Source organism: Bradyrhizobium daqingense, from assembly GCF_021044685.1.
Taxonomy (GTDB): domain Bacteria; phylum Pseudomonadota; class Alphaproteobacteria; order Rhizobiales; family Xanthobacteraceae; genus Bradyrhizobium; species Bradyrhizobium daqingense.
This window is the reverse complement of sequence record NZ_CP088014.1, coordinates 7,963,560-7,978,551: the sequence shown is the minus strand read 5'-3', so window position 1 is coordinate 7,978,551 and position 14,992 is coordinate 7,963,560. Positions and strand designations below refer to the sequence as shown.

The 14,992-nt window shown below is 61.4% G+C and carries 16 protein-coding genes and 1 pseudogene; 10 read left to right on the top strand and 7 right to left on the bottom strand.

Translation table 11 applies throughout. The features are described 5' to 3' along the window. Positions 1-12 precede the first annotated feature (12 nt). The gene (locus LPJ38_RS37795) at positions 13-1,761 is read right to left on the bottom strand and encodes a methyl-accepting chemotaxis protein (RefSeq protein WP_167520820.1); all 1,749 of its coding nucleotides are present in this window, start codon (positions 1,759-1,761) and stop codon (positions 13-15) included. 218 nt (positions 1,762-1,979) lie between these two features. Between LPJ38_RS37795 and LPJ38_RS37790 the strand changes: the two genes are divergently transcribed. The 7 genes and pseudogenes from LPJ38_RS37790 to LPJ38_RS37760 all read left to right on the top strand — a co-directional run. Then, positions 1,980-2,726, top strand: coding sequence for a YebC/PmpR family DNA-binding transcriptional regulator (locus tag LPJ38_RS37790; RefSeq protein WP_145643107.1), 747 nt, complete (start codon positions 1,980-1,982; stop codon positions 2,724-2,726). Between the two features lie 211 nt (positions 2,727-2,937). Continuing rightward, on the top strand, positions 2,938-3,465 hold the full coding sequence (gene ruvC, locus LPJ38_RS37785; RefSeq protein ID WP_145643109.1) for a crossover junction endodeoxyribonuclease RuvC: 528 nt from the start codon (positions 2,938-2,940) through the stop codon (positions 3,463-3,465). 142 nt (positions 3,466-3,607) lie between these two features. Then, a complete protein-coding gene (ruvA, locus tag LPJ38_RS37780; RefSeq protein ID WP_145643111.1) occupies positions 3,608-4,225 on the top strand; it encodes a Holliday junction branch migration protein RuvA in 618 nt (205 codons plus the stop codon). A gap of 20 nt (positions 4,226-4,245) precedes the next feature. After that, positions 4,246-5,280 carry a Holliday junction branch migration DNA helicase RuvB gene (ruvB, locus tag LPJ38_RS37775; RefSeq protein ID WP_208750699.1) on the top strand — a complete coding sequence of 345 codons (1,035 nt, stop codon included), beginning with the start codon at positions 4,246-4,248 and terminating at the stop codon, positions 5,278-5,280. Between the two features lie 49 nt (positions 5,281-5,329). After that, complete coding sequence (locus LPJ38_RS37770) at positions 5,330-6,250, top strand: DUF6869 domain-containing protein (protein ID WP_231088550.1); 921 nt, start codon at positions 5,330-5,332, stop codon at positions 6,248-6,250. Positions 6,251-6,355: 105 nt separating this feature from the next. Next, positions 6,356-7,276, top strand: coding sequence for a metallophosphoesterase (locus LPJ38_RS37765; RefSeq protein WP_145643117.1), 921 nt, complete (start codon positions 6,356-6,358; stop codon positions 7,274-7,276). Positions 7,277-7,344: 68 nt separating this feature from the next. Further along, positions 7,345-7,434 (top strand): annotated as a pseudogene (locus LPJ38_RS37760) (acyl-CoA thioester hydrolase); the annotation flags it as partial. On the opposite strand, the gene LPJ38_RS37755 reads toward LPJ38_RS37760, so the two are convergent. After that, positions 7,407-8,573 (bottom strand): recombinase family protein, encoded by a 1,167-nt coding sequence (locus LPJ38_RS37755; RefSeq protein ID WP_231088704.1) that lies wholly within the window; start codon positions 8,571-8,573, stop codon positions 7,407-7,409. The pseudogene LPJ38_RS37760 and the gene LPJ38_RS37755 overlap by 28 nt on opposite strands. A gap of 72 nt (positions 8,574-8,645) precedes the next feature. On the opposite strand from LPJ38_RS37755, the gene LPJ38_RS37750 reads away from it, so the two are divergent. Then, positions 8,646-9,917: a putative bifunctional diguanylate cyclase/phosphodiesterase gene (locus LPJ38_RS37750; RefSeq protein ID WP_158644842.1), complete on the top strand. Its 1,272-nt coding sequence runs from the start codon at positions 8,646-8,648 to the stop codon at positions 9,915-9,917. Between the two features lie 363 nt (positions 9,918-10,280). Beyond that, on the top strand, positions 10,281-11,303 hold the full coding sequence (locus tag LPJ38_RS37745; RefSeq protein WP_028142008.1) for a cytochrome-c peroxidase: 1,023 nt from the start codon (positions 10,281-10,283) through the stop codon (positions 11,301-11,303). Positions 11,304-11,335: 32 nt separating this feature from the next. Here LPJ38_RS37745 and LPJ38_RS37740 read toward each other — a convergent pair whose 3' ends face one another. Both LPJ38_RS37740 and LPJ38_RS38430 read right to left on the bottom strand, forming a co-directional pair. Next, positions 11,336-11,497 (bottom strand): hypothetical protein, encoded by a 162-nt coding sequence (locus tag LPJ38_RS37740; RefSeq protein ID WP_154694119.1) that lies wholly within the window; start codon positions 11,495-11,497, stop codon positions 11,336-11,338. A gap of 190 nt (positions 11,498-11,687) precedes the next feature. Next, positions 11,688-12,011: a hypothetical protein gene (locus tag LPJ38_RS38430; RefSeq protein WP_167520819.1), complete on the bottom strand. Its 324-nt coding sequence runs from the start codon at positions 12,009-12,011 to the stop codon at positions 11,688-11,690. Positions 12,012-12,226: 215 nt separating this feature from the next. On the opposite strand from LPJ38_RS38430, the gene LPJ38_RS37730 reads away from it, so the two are divergent. Then, positions 12,227-12,987, top strand: a protein-coding gene (locus LPJ38_RS37730; protein WP_231088549.1) for an IS5 family transposase whose coding sequence is annotated in 2 segments (ribosomal slippage) — positions 12,227-12,566 and positions 12,566-12,987 — 762 coding nt in all. Because the reading frame shifts where the segments join, the coding sequence is not laid out codon by codon here. A 246-nt stretch (positions 12,988-13,233) separates the two neighbouring features. Here LPJ38_RS37730 and LPJ38_RS37725 read toward each other — a convergent pair. From LPJ38_RS37725 to LPJ38_RS37715, 3 genes are all read right to left on the bottom strand, one after another. Continuing rightward, entirely contained in the window at positions 13,234-13,566 is a 333-nt protein-coding gene (locus LPJ38_RS37725) for an avidin/streptavidin family protein (protein ID WP_231088703.1), read from the bottom strand. Positions 13,567-13,933: 367 nt separating this feature from the next. Then, positions 13,934-14,410, bottom strand: coding sequence for a hypothetical protein (locus tag LPJ38_RS37720; RefSeq protein WP_231088548.1), 477 nt, complete (start codon positions 14,408-14,410; stop codon positions 13,934-13,936). Positions 14,411-14,639: 229 nt separating this feature from the next. Continuing rightward, a complete protein-coding gene (locus tag LPJ38_RS37715; RefSeq protein ID WP_014498117.1) occupies positions 14,640-14,834 on the bottom strand; it encodes a hypothetical protein in 195 nt (64 codons plus the stop codon). Positions 14,835-14,992 lie beyond the last annotated feature (158 nt).

The window sequence follows — 14,992 nt, the reverse complement described above, 5'->3', positions numbered from 1 at the left end:
CCTGAGCGTGCACTACAGTTTGTAGGCGGTGCGGAATCCGCCCCAGTGCCGGCCCTGCACGCGGATCGGGACGTCGATCTCCCGCATCATTACGGTGTTTCCGTTGCCCATGTCGCGCGCATAGCTCTGGACCAGGTACGAGCGCAGGTTGCGCCCGGCCGCCAACCCCGCCGGATCGTTGAATATGCGCCGGTTGCGGCTGTTGGCAGTGTTCCAGGCGACGTCGCCCGGCCGCTGCGGATGCGAATAGATCTTGTTGTGCACCGGCAGGAAGCCGTTGCGGTCGACCATGGCGCAGAACGCCATGCGCGGGTCCTTCGCCAGGAAGGCCTCCTGGAAGGGCGGCAGCGCGCGATCGGCCCAGTCCAGATATTTCGTGCGATATTGCTGCGGGTTGGTCCCGGCGATTTCCGCGTAATCGGTATCGAAGAGGTCGTCGATCCTGACTTCGCCGCGCGCGACGGCCTGTTCGAATATCTTGGTCAGCGCGTTGCCCGCTTCCATGGCGCGGGTGACGAACTCGGTATTCTCTTCGTGGATGGCCCAGAGCCTGTCCTCGATCTTCTCGCGGAGCGCGGCGTCGGGGCTGACGAATTGCGCGCGGGCGCCGGCCTTGGTTTGCTCGACCACGCGCAGGCGGCAGGCGCCGACATGTTCGAGCGTGCCTTCGATCACGGCTTGGGATGCGAGCCGGCCGGCATCGGCGCCGCCGATCAGCACGCCGTCCATCGCGACTTCATAGACCGGCAGCACGCCGCGCGCGGTTTCGAGCTTGAGATGGCAGGGCAGGCGCTCGGTCTTGCGGCGGTCGTCATGCTCGCTCTGCCGCAGCAGCACGGCGCAGCGCGATTTCAGCTTCTGCGCGAAGGTGGTGACGGCCTTGCCGGCGCTGGCGACGTTCTCGCCGTGGCTCTCGGCTGCCTTGGTCGCGGCATCGATCTCGGCGGCGCTCTCGCCGACTGAGACGATGAACTCGGAGGCGCTGGCGGCGTTGCCGGACACTTCGCTGGTGGTGGCATTCTGCTCGGCAACCGCGCCGTTGACGGTCTCGAACACCGGCCGGATCGCCTCGATCGCCTGCGAGATGAGGTGCACGGCGTCCGCGGAGCCGGCGGCGTCGCGCTGCAGCGCGTCGATCTTCCTGGTGATCTCTTCCGTCGCGCCCTGCGTCTGTACCGCGAGGGCCTTGACCTCGGTGGCGACGACCGCAAAGCCCTTTCCGGCAGCCCCCGCACGTGCGGCCTCGATGGTCGAGTTGAGCGCGAGCAGCGTCGTCTGCCGCGCGATCTGTGCGATCAGATTGACGACATTGCCGATCGCGGCGGAGGATTCGCGCAACCGGTCGACATTGGCGCGGGCTTCCTGCGCGGCAGCGCTGGCCTCGTCGGCGAGCTTGCCGGCCTCGCGGACCTGCGCGCCGATCCCCAGCGCCGACTGGGTGAATTTGTCGGCGGCATGGGCGAAGGTGGACGCGGTCGATTGCGCGGCATTGGTGCGGCCGGTCAGGGCGTCGGTGCGGTCGCGAATGGCGGCCAGCGTGGCGGCGGTCGCCTCGGCGCCGCCGGCCACGGAATTGGCGGCGCGCTCGAGCTGGCGAATCATCGCGCCCAGTTCGAGTTCCAGCAATTCCAGGATTTCCCTGGCGGAATCGCCCTCGGTAGCCGCGGCGGGCTCGGAATTGGCCACAGGCTGCGCGGCCTGCGGGGCTGCCGCAGGCGCGGCCATATCAGGCAGACGCTTCCGAAATAGTCCGAACGCCATCACGCCTCTCTTGTCGGGGAACGAGCGGACGCTATTTTCGCAGGCTGGAATGAAATCAGGGTTAACGATGCCCGACCTCTAGGCACGGACCGTTCCGGCGGCTACCTCTACGGTGCTACCTAGAGACACCGAAGCCCTTTGATTCCGGTGGGTTGGCGGCCTATAAGGCCGCGCTTCCCAGCCCATCGGCGAACCAAAGACCATTCAAGAGACCACGCATGGCCGGACATTCCCAATTCAAGAACATCATGCACCGCAAGGGGCGGCAGGATGCGCAGAAGTCGAAGCTGTTCGGCAAGCTGGCGCGGGAAATCACCGTCGCGGCCAAGCTCGGCACCCCCGACCCCGCCATGAACCCGCGCCTGCGCGCCGCGGTGATCGCCGCGCGCCAGGAGAACATGCCGAAGGACAATATCGAACGCGCCATCAAGAAGGCGCTCGGCAGCGACGGCGAGAACTATGACGAGATCCGGTACGAGGGCTACGGCCCCGGCGGTGTCGCCGTCATCGTCGAGGCTCTGACCGACAACCGCAACCGCGCCGCCTCCGACATCCGCTCCTTCTTCACCAAGTCCGGCGGCAATCTCGGCGAAACCGGTTCGGTGTCGTTCATGTTCGACCGCACCGGAATCATCGAATACGACCGCAGCGTCGCCTCCGACGACGCGGTGCTGGATGCCGCGATCGAGGCCGGCGCCGACGACGTCGTGTCCGGCGAGGGCGGCCACGAGATCTACGCCTCGACCGAAGGCTATCGCGACGTCGCCAAGGCGCTGGAAGCCAAGTTCGGCGAGCCGCGCAAGGCCGCCTTGATCTGGAAACCGCAGAACACCGTCGCGGTCGACGACGAGACCGGTGAGAAGCTTTTGAAGCTGATGGATCTGCTCAACGAGCACGACGACGTCCAGCAAGTCTACGCCAATTTCGAGGTGTCGGACGCGCTGGTCGCGAAGATGGGCGGCTGAGGTCGCTCGTGTCCCGGACGCGCCGCAGCGTGAAACGCTGCTGCGCAGAGCCGGGACCCATGGTGCTTCACGCGCCGCGTTAGTATGGGCCCCGGTTCTGCGACGCATCACTTCGTGCTGCGTCGCGCCTGGGGCACGAAACCTCCTTATCCCCTGTTACTTCCGTTCTGTTTCTGTTTCCCTGGGTCCAGCCAGCCGCTATCACTGGCCCATGACTACGCTCCCGATTCGTGGCCCCGTCCGCATCATCGGCATCGACCCCGGCTTGCGCCGCACCGGCTGGGGCGTGATCGAGGCCGAGGGCAATCGCCTCATTTACGTCGCCTGCGGCTCGGTGGAGCCGCCGGATGATCTGCCGCTGGCGAGCCGGCTGCTCGCGATCCATGAAGGGCTCGCGTCCGTCCTCTCCAGCCACCAGCCGATGGAAGCCGCGGTCGAGCAGACGTTTGTGAACAAGGATGGCGTCGCGACGCTGAAGCTCGGCCAGGCCCGCGGCGTCGCCATGCTGGCGCCCGCAATGTTCGGCATCTCCGTCGCCGAATATGCGCCGAACCAGGTCAAGAAGACCGTGGTCGGCGCCGGTCACGCCGACAAGCAACAGATCGCGATGATGCTGAAAATATTGCTGCCCAAGGCCGAGCCGCCGTCGGCGGATGCCGCCGACGCGCTCGCCATCGCCATCACCCACGCCCATCACCGCCAGAGCACCGCGCTCAGGCTGAAGGTGGTGGGGATATGATCGCTCGCTATATGTCGCCGCCGACATGCCCGGCCTCGTGCCGGGCATCCACGTTCTTTTTTGCCGGATGTGAAAACGTGGATGGCCGGGACAAGCCCGGCCATGACGAGAGAGAAGTGTTCGCCGCGACTGAGGTCTTACGATGATCGGCAAGCTCAAGGGCCTGATCGATTCCTACGGCGAGGATTTCGTCATCCTCGACGTCGGCGGCGTCGGCTATCAGGTGCATTGCTCCTCGCGCACGTTGCAGCATCTGCCTTCGCCGGGCGAAGCCGCCGTGCTGTCGATCGAGACCTATGTCCGCGAGGATCAAATAAAACTGTTCGGCTTCCGCACCGACCAGGAGCGCGAGTGGTTTCGCCTGCTCCAGACCGTGCAGGGCGTCGGCGCCAAGGTCGCGCTCGCCGTGCTCGGTACGCTGTCGCCTTCCGATCTCGCCAACGCCATCGCGCTGCGCGACAAGGCCGCGGTGGCGCGGACGCCCGGCGTCGGCCCCAAGGTCGCCGAGCGCATCGTCACCGAATTGAAGGACAAGGCGCCGGCCTTCGCCAATGTCGATCCGGCCGTGGTGCATCTTGCCGGCGCCGTCGACGACCGGCGCGCGCCGCGGCCCGTGGCGGACGCGATCTCGGCGCTGGTCAATCTCGGTTACGGCCAGCCACAGGCCGCCGCGGCGATCGCCTCAGCCTCGCGCAGTGCGGGTGAAGGTGCCGAGACGGCGCAGCTCATTCGCCTCGGCCTGAAGGAGCTTGCGAAGTGAGCGATCCCAAGGCCAACCGCATGGTCTCGCCCGAGCGCCGCAGCGACGATGTCGGCGACACCGCGCTGCGGCCGCAATCGCTGTCCGATTTCGTCGGACAGGCGCAGGCGCGCAAGAATCTCTCGATCTTCATCGAGGCGGCGCGCAAGCGCGGCGAGGCGCTGGATCACGTGCTGTTCGTCGGTCCCCCGGGCCTCGGCAAGACTACGCTGGCGCAGATCGTGGCCAAGGAGCTCGGCGTCGGTTTTCGCGCCACGTCCGGTCCTGTCATCGCCAAGGCCGGCGATCTCGCAGCCCTCCTCACCAATCTCGAAGAGCGCGATGTGCTTTTCATCGACGAGATCCATCGCCTCAGCCCGGCGGTGGAAGAGGTGCTCTATCCCGCGATGGAGGATTTTCAGCTCGACCTCATCATCGGCGAGGGCCCGGCGGCGCGCTCGGTGAAGATCGAGCTGTCGAAGTTCACGCTCGTCGGCGCCACCACGCGCGCCGGCCTGCTCACCAATCCGCTGCGCGATCGCTTCGGCATTCCGGTGCGGCTGAATTTCTACACGATCGAGGAATTGGAGAGCATCGTCAGCCGCGGCGCGCGCGTGCTCAATGTCGGCATGAGCGCTGATGGTGCCAACGAGATCGCGCGCCGCGCGCGCGGCACGCCGCGCATCGCCGGCCGTCTGCTCAGGCGTGTGCGCGATTTCGCCTCGGCTGCGGACGCCGACAAGATCGACCGCAGGATTGCCGACCACGCGCTGAGTGCGCTCGAGGTCGATGCCGCGGGCCTGGACGCCATGGACCGCCGCTACCTCACCACCATCGCGATGAACTATGGCGGCGGCCCGGTCGGCGTCGAGACCATGGCGGCTGCTTTGTCAGAGCCGCGCGATGCGATCGAGGACATCATCGAACCCTATCTGATCCAGTGCGGCTATCTCCAGCGCACCCCGCGCGGCCGGCTGCTGACGTCGCACGCCTTCCGCCATCTCGGCCTGGCTGAGCCGAACCGCGATCCGGCACAGTTCGGCCTGTTCGGCACGGATTCGTCCGAGGATGACTGACTGCCGCAACCGGTGAACCCACCGCTTCAATCCCATCACTAATCCGAACATGCGGCGCACACGCTTCGCCGCTGACGCATACGGACTGGAGCTGGAAGAGATGGGGCTGACGGACGACACCGGGCTGCTCGAGGTCATCGTTGCCGCGCCGCAGCTGCGCACGCCCGACGAGACCGAGGCGTTCCTGGATCCGATGCCGATCAGTGAGCTGGCATCGATGTGGTGCGCGCTTCAGCGCGTCAGCCGGCGTGATCAGGTCGGCAGTGTCTGGGCCCTGAAGCTCTATTTCGATCGTCTGCCGCACCACCGGCCGCAACGGGCACTCGATCTCGTGCTGGAGGTGCTCAGGACCGAGGCCGACAAGCCGACGGTGATGCAGCTCAACGACAAATTTCTGCTGTCGCTGCTCCATGCGCATGGCGAGGCCGTGATCGACCGCATCGAGCACGAAGCCATGCGCAACGATCGATTGCGCTGGCTGCTCGGTGGCGTCCATGGCGCGCCGGACGATCCCTTGATGTCGCGCCTTGCAGAGCATGCCGACGGCAAGGCCTGGCAGGTCGACCATCTGGCCCAGCGCACGCCGCGCGAGCCGCTCGATTGCGCCAGCCTATCGACCGCAGCGCTCGCCCGCGCCTGGGTCGAACAATATTCCAAGTCCGATCGCGACCAGGACGACAATCTGTTTGCGATCATGGATTTCGAGCGCGACCTGCGCGAGGAGGATCCCGACGGCTTGATCGACCTCGTCCTGGAAGTCCTGAAGATCGAGGCCAATCCGGTGCTGTTGTCGCTATTGGCCGCGGGACCGCTCGAAGACGTGATCAACGCCGCAACGATCGACCGCATCGAGCGCGAGGCGCGTGTCAACGAACGTTTTCGCGAGCTGCTCGGCGGTGTCTGGTATTATCGCGCGCCCGACGAATTGAAGGCGCGGCTGGACGCGCTGATCGGCGAGAGCCGCTGGTAATGTTTGTGCAGGCTTCTGCACGAGGATGCTGACGGCCTGCACGGGCGCACCCCAATTCCGCTCCAATCGGATCGCATCGAGACGCTGCATCAGAAACGGGCTTCCATGATCACGCGGCGCCATCTCATCCGTTCCATCGGGGGCTTGTCCGCCCTCGGCGTCTCGACCGCCGCCTATGGCGTGGGCGTCGAGCCGATGCTGCGACTTCGCGTCACCCGCTATCATCCGACCCCGCGCCAATGGCCGGCCGATCTGTCTTTGAAGATCGCCGCGATCGCCGACCTCCATGCCTGCGATCCCTGGATGTCGCTCGAGCGGATCGAAGGCATCGTCGCGCGGACCAATGCGCTGAACGCCGATATCATTGTGCTGCTCGGCGACTACGTCGCCGGCCTTCACCATGTCACGCGTCTCATTCCGTCGCGGGAATGGGCGAGGGTGCTGGCGCGCCTGAAGGCGCCGCTCGGCGTCCATGCCGTCATGGGCAACCACGATTATTGGGACGACAGGACCGTGCAGCTCGCGGGGCACGGGCCGACCATCGCGCATCGGGCGTTGGAGGCGGCCGGCATTCCTGTCTACGAGAACGACGCCGTCCGCCTTTCCAAGGACGGCCGCCCGTTCTGGCTGGCCGGGCTCGGTGATCAGCTGGCGTACTATCCCGCAAAGCGTTATGGCCGCGCGCGCAGGCTCGGCGCCGATGATCTCGCGGGCACGCTCGCGAAGGTCACGGACGATGCACCGGTCATCCTGCTCGCGCACGAGCCCAACATCGCACCGCTCGTGCCCGCGCGCGTCGCGCTGCAACTGTCCGGCCATACCCATGGCGGCCAGGTCCGCCTGCTCGGCTGGTCGCCGGCGGTTTCGCCCAAGAACGGCTTGCGGCTCGCCTACGGCCATTTCCGCCTGAAATGCGATCTCATTGTTTCCGGCGGCCTCGGTTGCAGCATCATGCCGCTCCGTTTCGGCGTGCCGCCGGAAATCGTCGAGGTGACGCTGGGGCGTAGCTCACCAGTTGTGTCCTAATACGCTTGCGCGCCCAGCCGTTTTTGCGCAAAACGGGCGAGTTACCGACAAGCGAAGAGGCTCGCGACGTGACTGCCCATCTCGACGGCGAGATCCGCGACGGCCGCCACCACATGCAGGTCCGGGTCTATTACGAGGACACGGATTTCTCTGACTTGACGTTATCATAGTAGACGAACGCACTGATCTCTCTCGTCTTGCGTCGATTTTCGGGGAAAAGATTCATGCTAGAAAGGGAAGCGCTGTTCAGGTACGGAGTATATTCGTAGGGCATCCGCTTGCGAACCGGATGCACTACGATGCTGTCGATCAAGTTGCGAAAGGCGACGCGGGTTTCGATGGCCTTCGGATTAATCCTCAGCGCGGTGACCAGTCTCTTGGCCTCCGAATGATATCGGTCACCGAACTTTGGATGGTCGAACGGGATCACGTTTTCGCTGCCACTACCCAGCAGCCGCAAGCGCTCCTTAACGGTTTCCCGTTCCACATCGCACTCATCGATCCGCTTGAGCAACTCATCCGGCTTGCGACGGCTGTTTGCGATGGCATATGACAAGCGTTCGATCTCAGTGGTCAACGTACGGAGTCTACGCTCTAAATTTGCGTGTTCGCTGTTCTTTTTCCGATCGTTCTTACGCTCCTCCTTCCAAGCACGCATCGCCTCTTCAATCGCTTTGGGCGAAAGCAATTTTAATTCCATTTTGCTTGAGACATCCTCAAGTAGCACGTCCATGTCAAAGCTCCGAGTGTGCTCACACGTGCCTCGTTGATGCGCATTGGCGCATGCGGCGCGCGGAGCGCCATTCCTGGAGGATTGAGCGATTCGCATATTCCCGTTGCAGACACCACACCGGAGGACCCCAGCAAGTGGGTGCTCATTATTGCGCGGGATCACAGGACGGCGCCGCGGCTTGCCCGTCGGTCCGAACATATGGATGGCGCGGCCGCTGCGAACCTTCTGCGCCCTGTCCCAAAGCACTTGCGGAACAATCCGCAACTCGGGCTTCTTGACAATGATGTGCCGGTCGTCCGGATTGCGGCGTTTCTGTTTCTTCTGCGTTTCCGGGTTCAGAATTGTTGATCGAACGTTCCAATGTATTTCGCCGATATACAGCTCGTTGCCGATAATGCCGCGACCGTGGCGACCGCCAGTTATGCACTGATGATTCCAGGTCGTGCGACCAGCCTTGTTCTTGTGACGGGTGGCGCCAGGCGAGGGCAAGCCTTGGCGCGTGAGATCGGCCGCAATATCTCGGGTTGAACGCCCCGATACATATTCGGTGAAGATGCGGACCACGATCTTCGCTTCGTTCTCATCGATCACGCGCTCACCGGGCGCGCCCGGCCTTGGCCGGTACCTAACCGCACATTGTTCGCCGAGCGCATTGAACACGCCGTCGCGGAGGCCGGCCGGGGTTCCGGCTTTGCGGTGTTCTGCCTGGATCTGGATAATTTCAAACAGATCAATGACACCTTGGGCCACCCGGTGGGTGATGGGTTGCTTTGCGCGGTCGCCGACCGACTGAGCGCGTGTGTCCGCGAGATTGATACCGTCGCCCGGTTGGGGGGCGATGAGTTTGCGATCATACAATCTGATGTCCAAAACGCTGCAGACGCCGAACGTCTCGCCCGCCGCGTGGTGGAATGTATCGGAGCTCCTTATGAGCTAAATGGGCATCGCGTTATCGTCGGGTGCAGCGTCGGAATTGCGCTCGCGCCCGGTGACGGCATGACACGGGAAATGCTCCTGAAAAATGCGGACATGGCCTTGTACCGATCCAAGGCCGGGGGCACGGGAACATGGCGGTTTTTCGAGCCGGCGATGGACGCAAGTTTGCAGAGCCGCCGCGCGCTCGAACTCGATCTTCGCGAGGCCATGGACAAGGACGAGTTCACTCTGTTCTATCAACCCATTTATGACCTGCGGATGGACCGGATCAGCGGCTTCGAAGCATTATTGCGCTGGCCTCATCCGAAGCGTGGCCTGGTGCCACCCGACCAATTTATTCCCATTGCAGAAGACATCGGTCTCATCACTCCACTGGGTGAGTGGGTTCTCAACCGCGCCTGCGAGCAGGCGGCCGGTTGGCCGAGCGAGCTCAAGATTGCCGTCAATGTCTCGGCGACTCAGATTCGGGATCCAAGATTTGCAGAGGTTATCGCCAACGCGCTTGATGCTTCAACGCTGGCCCCGCACCGGCTCGAATTGGAAATCACGGAGTCTGTTCTCCTTGGAAACAGCGCCGAGACGGTTGCAACACTGCACAAGCTGAAGGCGCAGGGGCTGAGCATCGCCTTAGATGATTTTGGTACTGGATACTCCTCGCTGAGCTATCTGCGCAGCTTCCCCTTTGACAAGCTCAAGATCGATCAGTCATTCGTCCGTGATGCAACAGCGACAAATGGATCTAAATTAATCGTAAGAGCCATTACCAGCCTTGGAAAAAGCCTTGGCATAACAATAACGGCGGAGGGGGTCGAGACGATTGAACAGTTGGATCAAATAAGGGCGGAAGGGTGCAACGAGGCGCAGGGATTCCTATTCAGCCGCCCGGTCCCTGCTACCGAGATAGCATCAACGATCCTGAATCTGAGAGGCGGCCTCGCGAGACGTCATTTAAGCGGTGCGATGACCGGCTAAGACGAACCAGGACTTTCCTGAGTGTTGTTCGGTCCTGAGTTCGCTCTCGCCGTTGGGTTTCAATGCGTTCAGGATCCACATGGTGCGTCGACATGTTAGCAACCGAGCCACAAAGGTTCCGATCGTCGGGCGCGCCGCAGCTCCTGCCTACGGTTTTGTTGAGCGCTCTGAAATGAAACTCATCGAGGGCTTCCATTATAATGTCACACGGGCCCACTTCATCAATTGTTGGCGCGCCCCAGTCATGGAGGCGCAAGGGTTCTCTGAAGGAGATTTCGATTAATCGGCAGCATCCGATACTTGCTATTAAGGCTTTTTTTCCGGGGTTGCCATATATAGGAGCACTATATCGTCGAGGAGCCGATGAGGATCTGGGTCAGCTTAGCTTTGCTCGCGGCCCTTTTTCCGCTGGGCCAACCTTTTGCCTCGGCAGCGGCGGAGACATCAGCGGATGCCACGGCGCGCGCCAGCTATCGTCGGCCGGCGGCGATCCCTTTTCCCGATCGTAATCCCTACACGGTGCCGAAAGCTGCTCTCGGGGAAAGACTCTTCTTCGATGCGCTGCTCTCGAAGTCCCACACCCGTTCCTGCGCGACGTGCCACAATCCGTCGCTTTCCTGGGGTGATGGCCTCGCGCGTGCGGTCGGCGAGGATCCCAGCGGCCTGCCATTGCGTGCGCCGACCCTGATCGACGTGGCGTTCACCGAACCGTTGGGGTGGGACGGCAAATTCAAGACTCTCGAAGCCGTCACGTTCGGGCCGATCACAGGCCGGGCCAACATGAATTTGACGGAATCAGAATTGATCGCGCGTCTCTCCGCTATCCCGGCCTATGCTGATGCATTCGCAGCCGCATTCGGGGACGGTGCGATCACGCGACCCTGGATCGAAGCCGCGTTGGCGACTTTTGAACGAACCATCGTGGCTGGCGAAGCGCCATTCGACCGGTGGATCATGGGAGACGCGACATCCGTCAGCGCCGCGGCAAAACGCGGCTTTGAGATTTTCAACGGCAAAGCCCATTGCTCAAACTGCCACAGTGGACCATCGTTCACTGACGGATCGTTTCACGATATTGGGGTCGCAAGGAACGACGACGTTGGACGCGGTCGGCTTTTTCCGACGTCGCAAAAGCTGCGGTACGCATTCAAAACGCCGACACTGCGCGATGTCGCGCGGCGTGCTCCCTACATGCATGATGGATCGGTCGCAACCCTCGAAGAGGTCATCGAACTCTATGACAAGGGTGGGATTGACCGTCCGAGCCGCTCGCCTTCAATAAAGCCTCTATCTCTTACGGAAAGCGAAAAGGCGGATCTGATCGCTTTTCTTCAGACGCTCACCGCATCCTCGACGGATACGACTTTTCCCAGGTTGGCGCGATGACCGGTACCCCGATCGCGCGGTCGGGGAGGCTCTCAGGGGAAGTGCGGCAATGCCGCTCCCAGCAAGCCCAACACGAGGATGAGGAAACCGCCCGCCCACGTCTCCAGGGTTTCACTGCATGCTGTGAGCCGCATCGCGGTGCGGGCCAGCGCCGAGCCGACGGGCACACTCTTCGTACGAAACGCACCAAACATGGACTACTCCGGACATCCGTTTTTTGTCTGACATTCAGTACGACACTTGCATTGAAGGCCCGTCGTCAAAATCTGTAAAATTGAAGGGACGTGCGCGATAGTCTCGCCGCACAAATCCTTGCCGGCGTGTGCCCATTAACCCAGCAAACAACCTTCGGATGCGAGCGCCGTCACATCCTTAAGATTTGTGCTAAGTTGAACAAATCGTCAGAGGCGGGCGCTTTTCCAAAAGGGGTGGTTTTTTATGTTCAGGTCTCCGACGCGGGATGCCTTTGCGGCATTCCGGAGAAGCTCCCTTTTTGCAAGGTCCATCGTGGCACTTTCTTTCTGGTTCTTGGGAACACAAGGTGCCAGTGCCCATGTCAAATGGTTCTGTGCCTATGACGCTGCCGGCCAGCCCCGAAGCCTCGAAAACGTACTGTGCCAGGATTTTGAACTGCTGTTGGCTCTTGCCCTGCTCTGGTTTTTTTCCGGCTGCATGGTTGAACGGACGTCTTTGGGTGAGCGACAGCACGCCTCAAGCACCTTGCGATCTTTCCTCGAAAGGTGGACTTCTCTTGCTTCGGGTATCATCCCGACCTTGAATCACGACTCACGTTCCAAGAAAAGTGGGTACTAGAGCTCAGGGATGACGCGCAGAGTAGCGCGCTTCGAACCGAAGTATTAGGGTCTGTACCTAAATAGCGCCACGTGATTCTCTTGCCTACGTGTTGATTCGGGGGCGAGAGAATGCGCGCTGGTTTGTTTTGGCTGAACGACAGGCAATGGGCGCGTATCGAACCGCATCTGCCGAGGGGACTGACGGGGCCGGATCGGGACGACGACCGACGCATCGTCAGCGGCATCATTCACGTGCTGCAATCGGGTGCACGATGGCGTGATTGTCCAGGTGAATACGGCCCTTACACGACGATCTACAATCGCTTCAATCGCTGGGCCAAGCGAGGACGATGGTGCGCAATCTTCGAAGCGCTGGCCAAGCCTGGCGAAGACGGCGTCGTACTGTCGCTCGACTCGACCTCGATTAAAGCTCACCGGTGTGCCTCCGGCGGAAAAGGGGGGAGCACAATCAAGCAATCGGCCGCTCGCGCGGAGGCCGCACGACAAAAATCCATGCGCTGAGCGATCCGCTCTGCCGGCCGGTCGTCCTGCATCTGACTCCAGGCCAAGATGCCGATATCGCTGCGGCTCCCGATGTCCTGGCGCTCGCGCCACCCATGAGCGTGCTCCTCGCCGACAAAGGGTATGATGGCGACAAGCTTCGCGGCGCAATCATTCGTCGTGGCGCCAAGCCCGTAATCCCCAATAAATCTAACCGTGTCGTCATCCATCGCTTCAACAAACGCGCCTACAAAGGACGAAATGTCATCGAACGCTGCTTTTGCAGGCTCAAGGACTTCCGGCGCATCGCCACGCGATATGACAAGCTCGCCCGTAATTTTTTGGCCGCTGTTCATCTCGCCGCTCTCGTCGCATATTGGCTCAATTGAGTCTGGACCCTAGCGAAGTGTCTACCACCCGAACCGCCGAATGCAACTGCTCGGGACTGGATCGGTGCTGGTCAACCTGCCGCTCGAGCTCTTCTACGAGGGCGGAGAATAGGCCGAAATCCGCCGCGTCGGCGCGACGCTGGGCCCGCGCGCGCCGGGCTCAGCGTCACACGCCGCTTCGGAGTGCAGACGTCGCGAGAGCGATCTTCAAATCTTAGGTCGCTGCGTTTGCAGGAAGATTGAAAACTACCATACGCGCGTGAATATATCCGCACCCTTCAACCTGCTAGGCTTGCCTTTGTTATCAACGTAGAACAGCGTCCAAGACGTTGGCATCTGAGACCCCTTAATTGTTCCAACCCAGCGGGTAAAGGAATTGCACTGGGCAAAGGTAACAACAAAATACAAGCCGGTTGGACTAACGGATCCCGCTGCAGGATACGGGATGCCCTGGCACGCAAACCCTTGAGCATGGTTTGTGAAAGTCCCTTGTATCGTCCCGCTATTGGCGGACCAAATAAGCAGTTCCGAACCTCGTTCATTTTTCCAGTATGAGGGAGCGGGAAGCCCCTGCGCCATGGCCTCGGCGGAAAGCAAGAAGGATTGGGCGAGCAGCAAAAGCCCCAGAAGTCTCTTCATATTGAAGCCCCAAAATTAGTCGCTTAAAGATCATGTAGTGTGGTTCAACTTGAGGTCATGTTCGCTGCTCTTATCTCGCATTAGGCAACGGAATGCGGCGCATATGCGCCAGGTAGCGCTGGATCGCGGCGGAGTCGGACTCCGTCGAGCCCCCCGGCACCGTTACCCCGACATGGTTCCTGGCGGCCGCGCGCCGAGCCCACTGCTAAAAGTGGATCAATTCGCCGGAAAGCACCAATGCGACACGGGCGGCGAAACACTGACCGACTACGACTTAATGGGATTGAACATTCATCCCGAATGGTGACTACCGACGGTTCTTGTCCTGGCCGGTCTCAACATCGGAGACTTCGTCAGCGTGCTGATCAAGGCTGTGATGGGTCGCCGAAGCGTTTCGTCTTGATCGGCGACGGTTAACGAACTCGTTGATAGCATCGTAAGCCTGAAGCAAATGCGGCGTCAGCGAAAAGAAGACGCCCAGCCCGATCGCGATGACAACGTGGCGAAGAGAAGAGCTATCATCCTCTTCGCTTGATAGTTCGGCGTTCTCCTTAATTAATGCGGGTGAAAGCCTACCGGCGGTGCCGCTCTGACGGCTAGATTTCCGCGGTTTGCGCGGGGGAAACATGACTAGTACAAAGAGGACGTTGATCAACAGCCAAATACTTAGAGCTATAAGAATCGTTCGCATCAAGTGTCCCAACCCGCTTGCCAAACAACGCTGCGAATGATCGATCCCGTAATCGGCCTCGATCGTGTGATTATCACATACCTCAGAAATCAATCGCTTAGCCTATCGCCTCGGAGGTGCATACAGCCACGATCGAATATGACGAAGCGCGTCTGCATGTTGTCACCGCGAAGTCCACAAAAATGCAACGGCAAGCGTGGTAGACGCCAGGAGACCTATGAGCGCCGTGAAACCTCATGTGCAAATCTCTTTAGTTGGGCTGTTGGCCGCGAGCTGCACGAGATTGGCCAGCGCGAATATCCAAGAAAGATGACGGTCCCGTTTAACGCGGAAGAAGCGGCGCAGAAAGACAGCGCACGAAGGCCCTCCTGCGCTGATTATCATCGCGACTGCCATCTACCGGGATCAGTATCATCAACCATAATTGGAATGCCGCCCGGATACTTGCTGCGGCATGTGCCAAATCGGCGACAAGGAGCATCAGCGCGGCAAAAAATGCGCATATGATGCGTTTCATGAAGTTTTCCTTCACGTTATGTGGGAAATGCGTGAAATCGTTGCGCGGCGATTCTAGGTCGCTAAAAAATCGGGACCGGAAAGTCGGGAGATCTGTCTGCGCCGGCGGGAGACCGCTGCGGGGCTTACTCGCGGTGATTGTGTCGGCTATAGGATTGT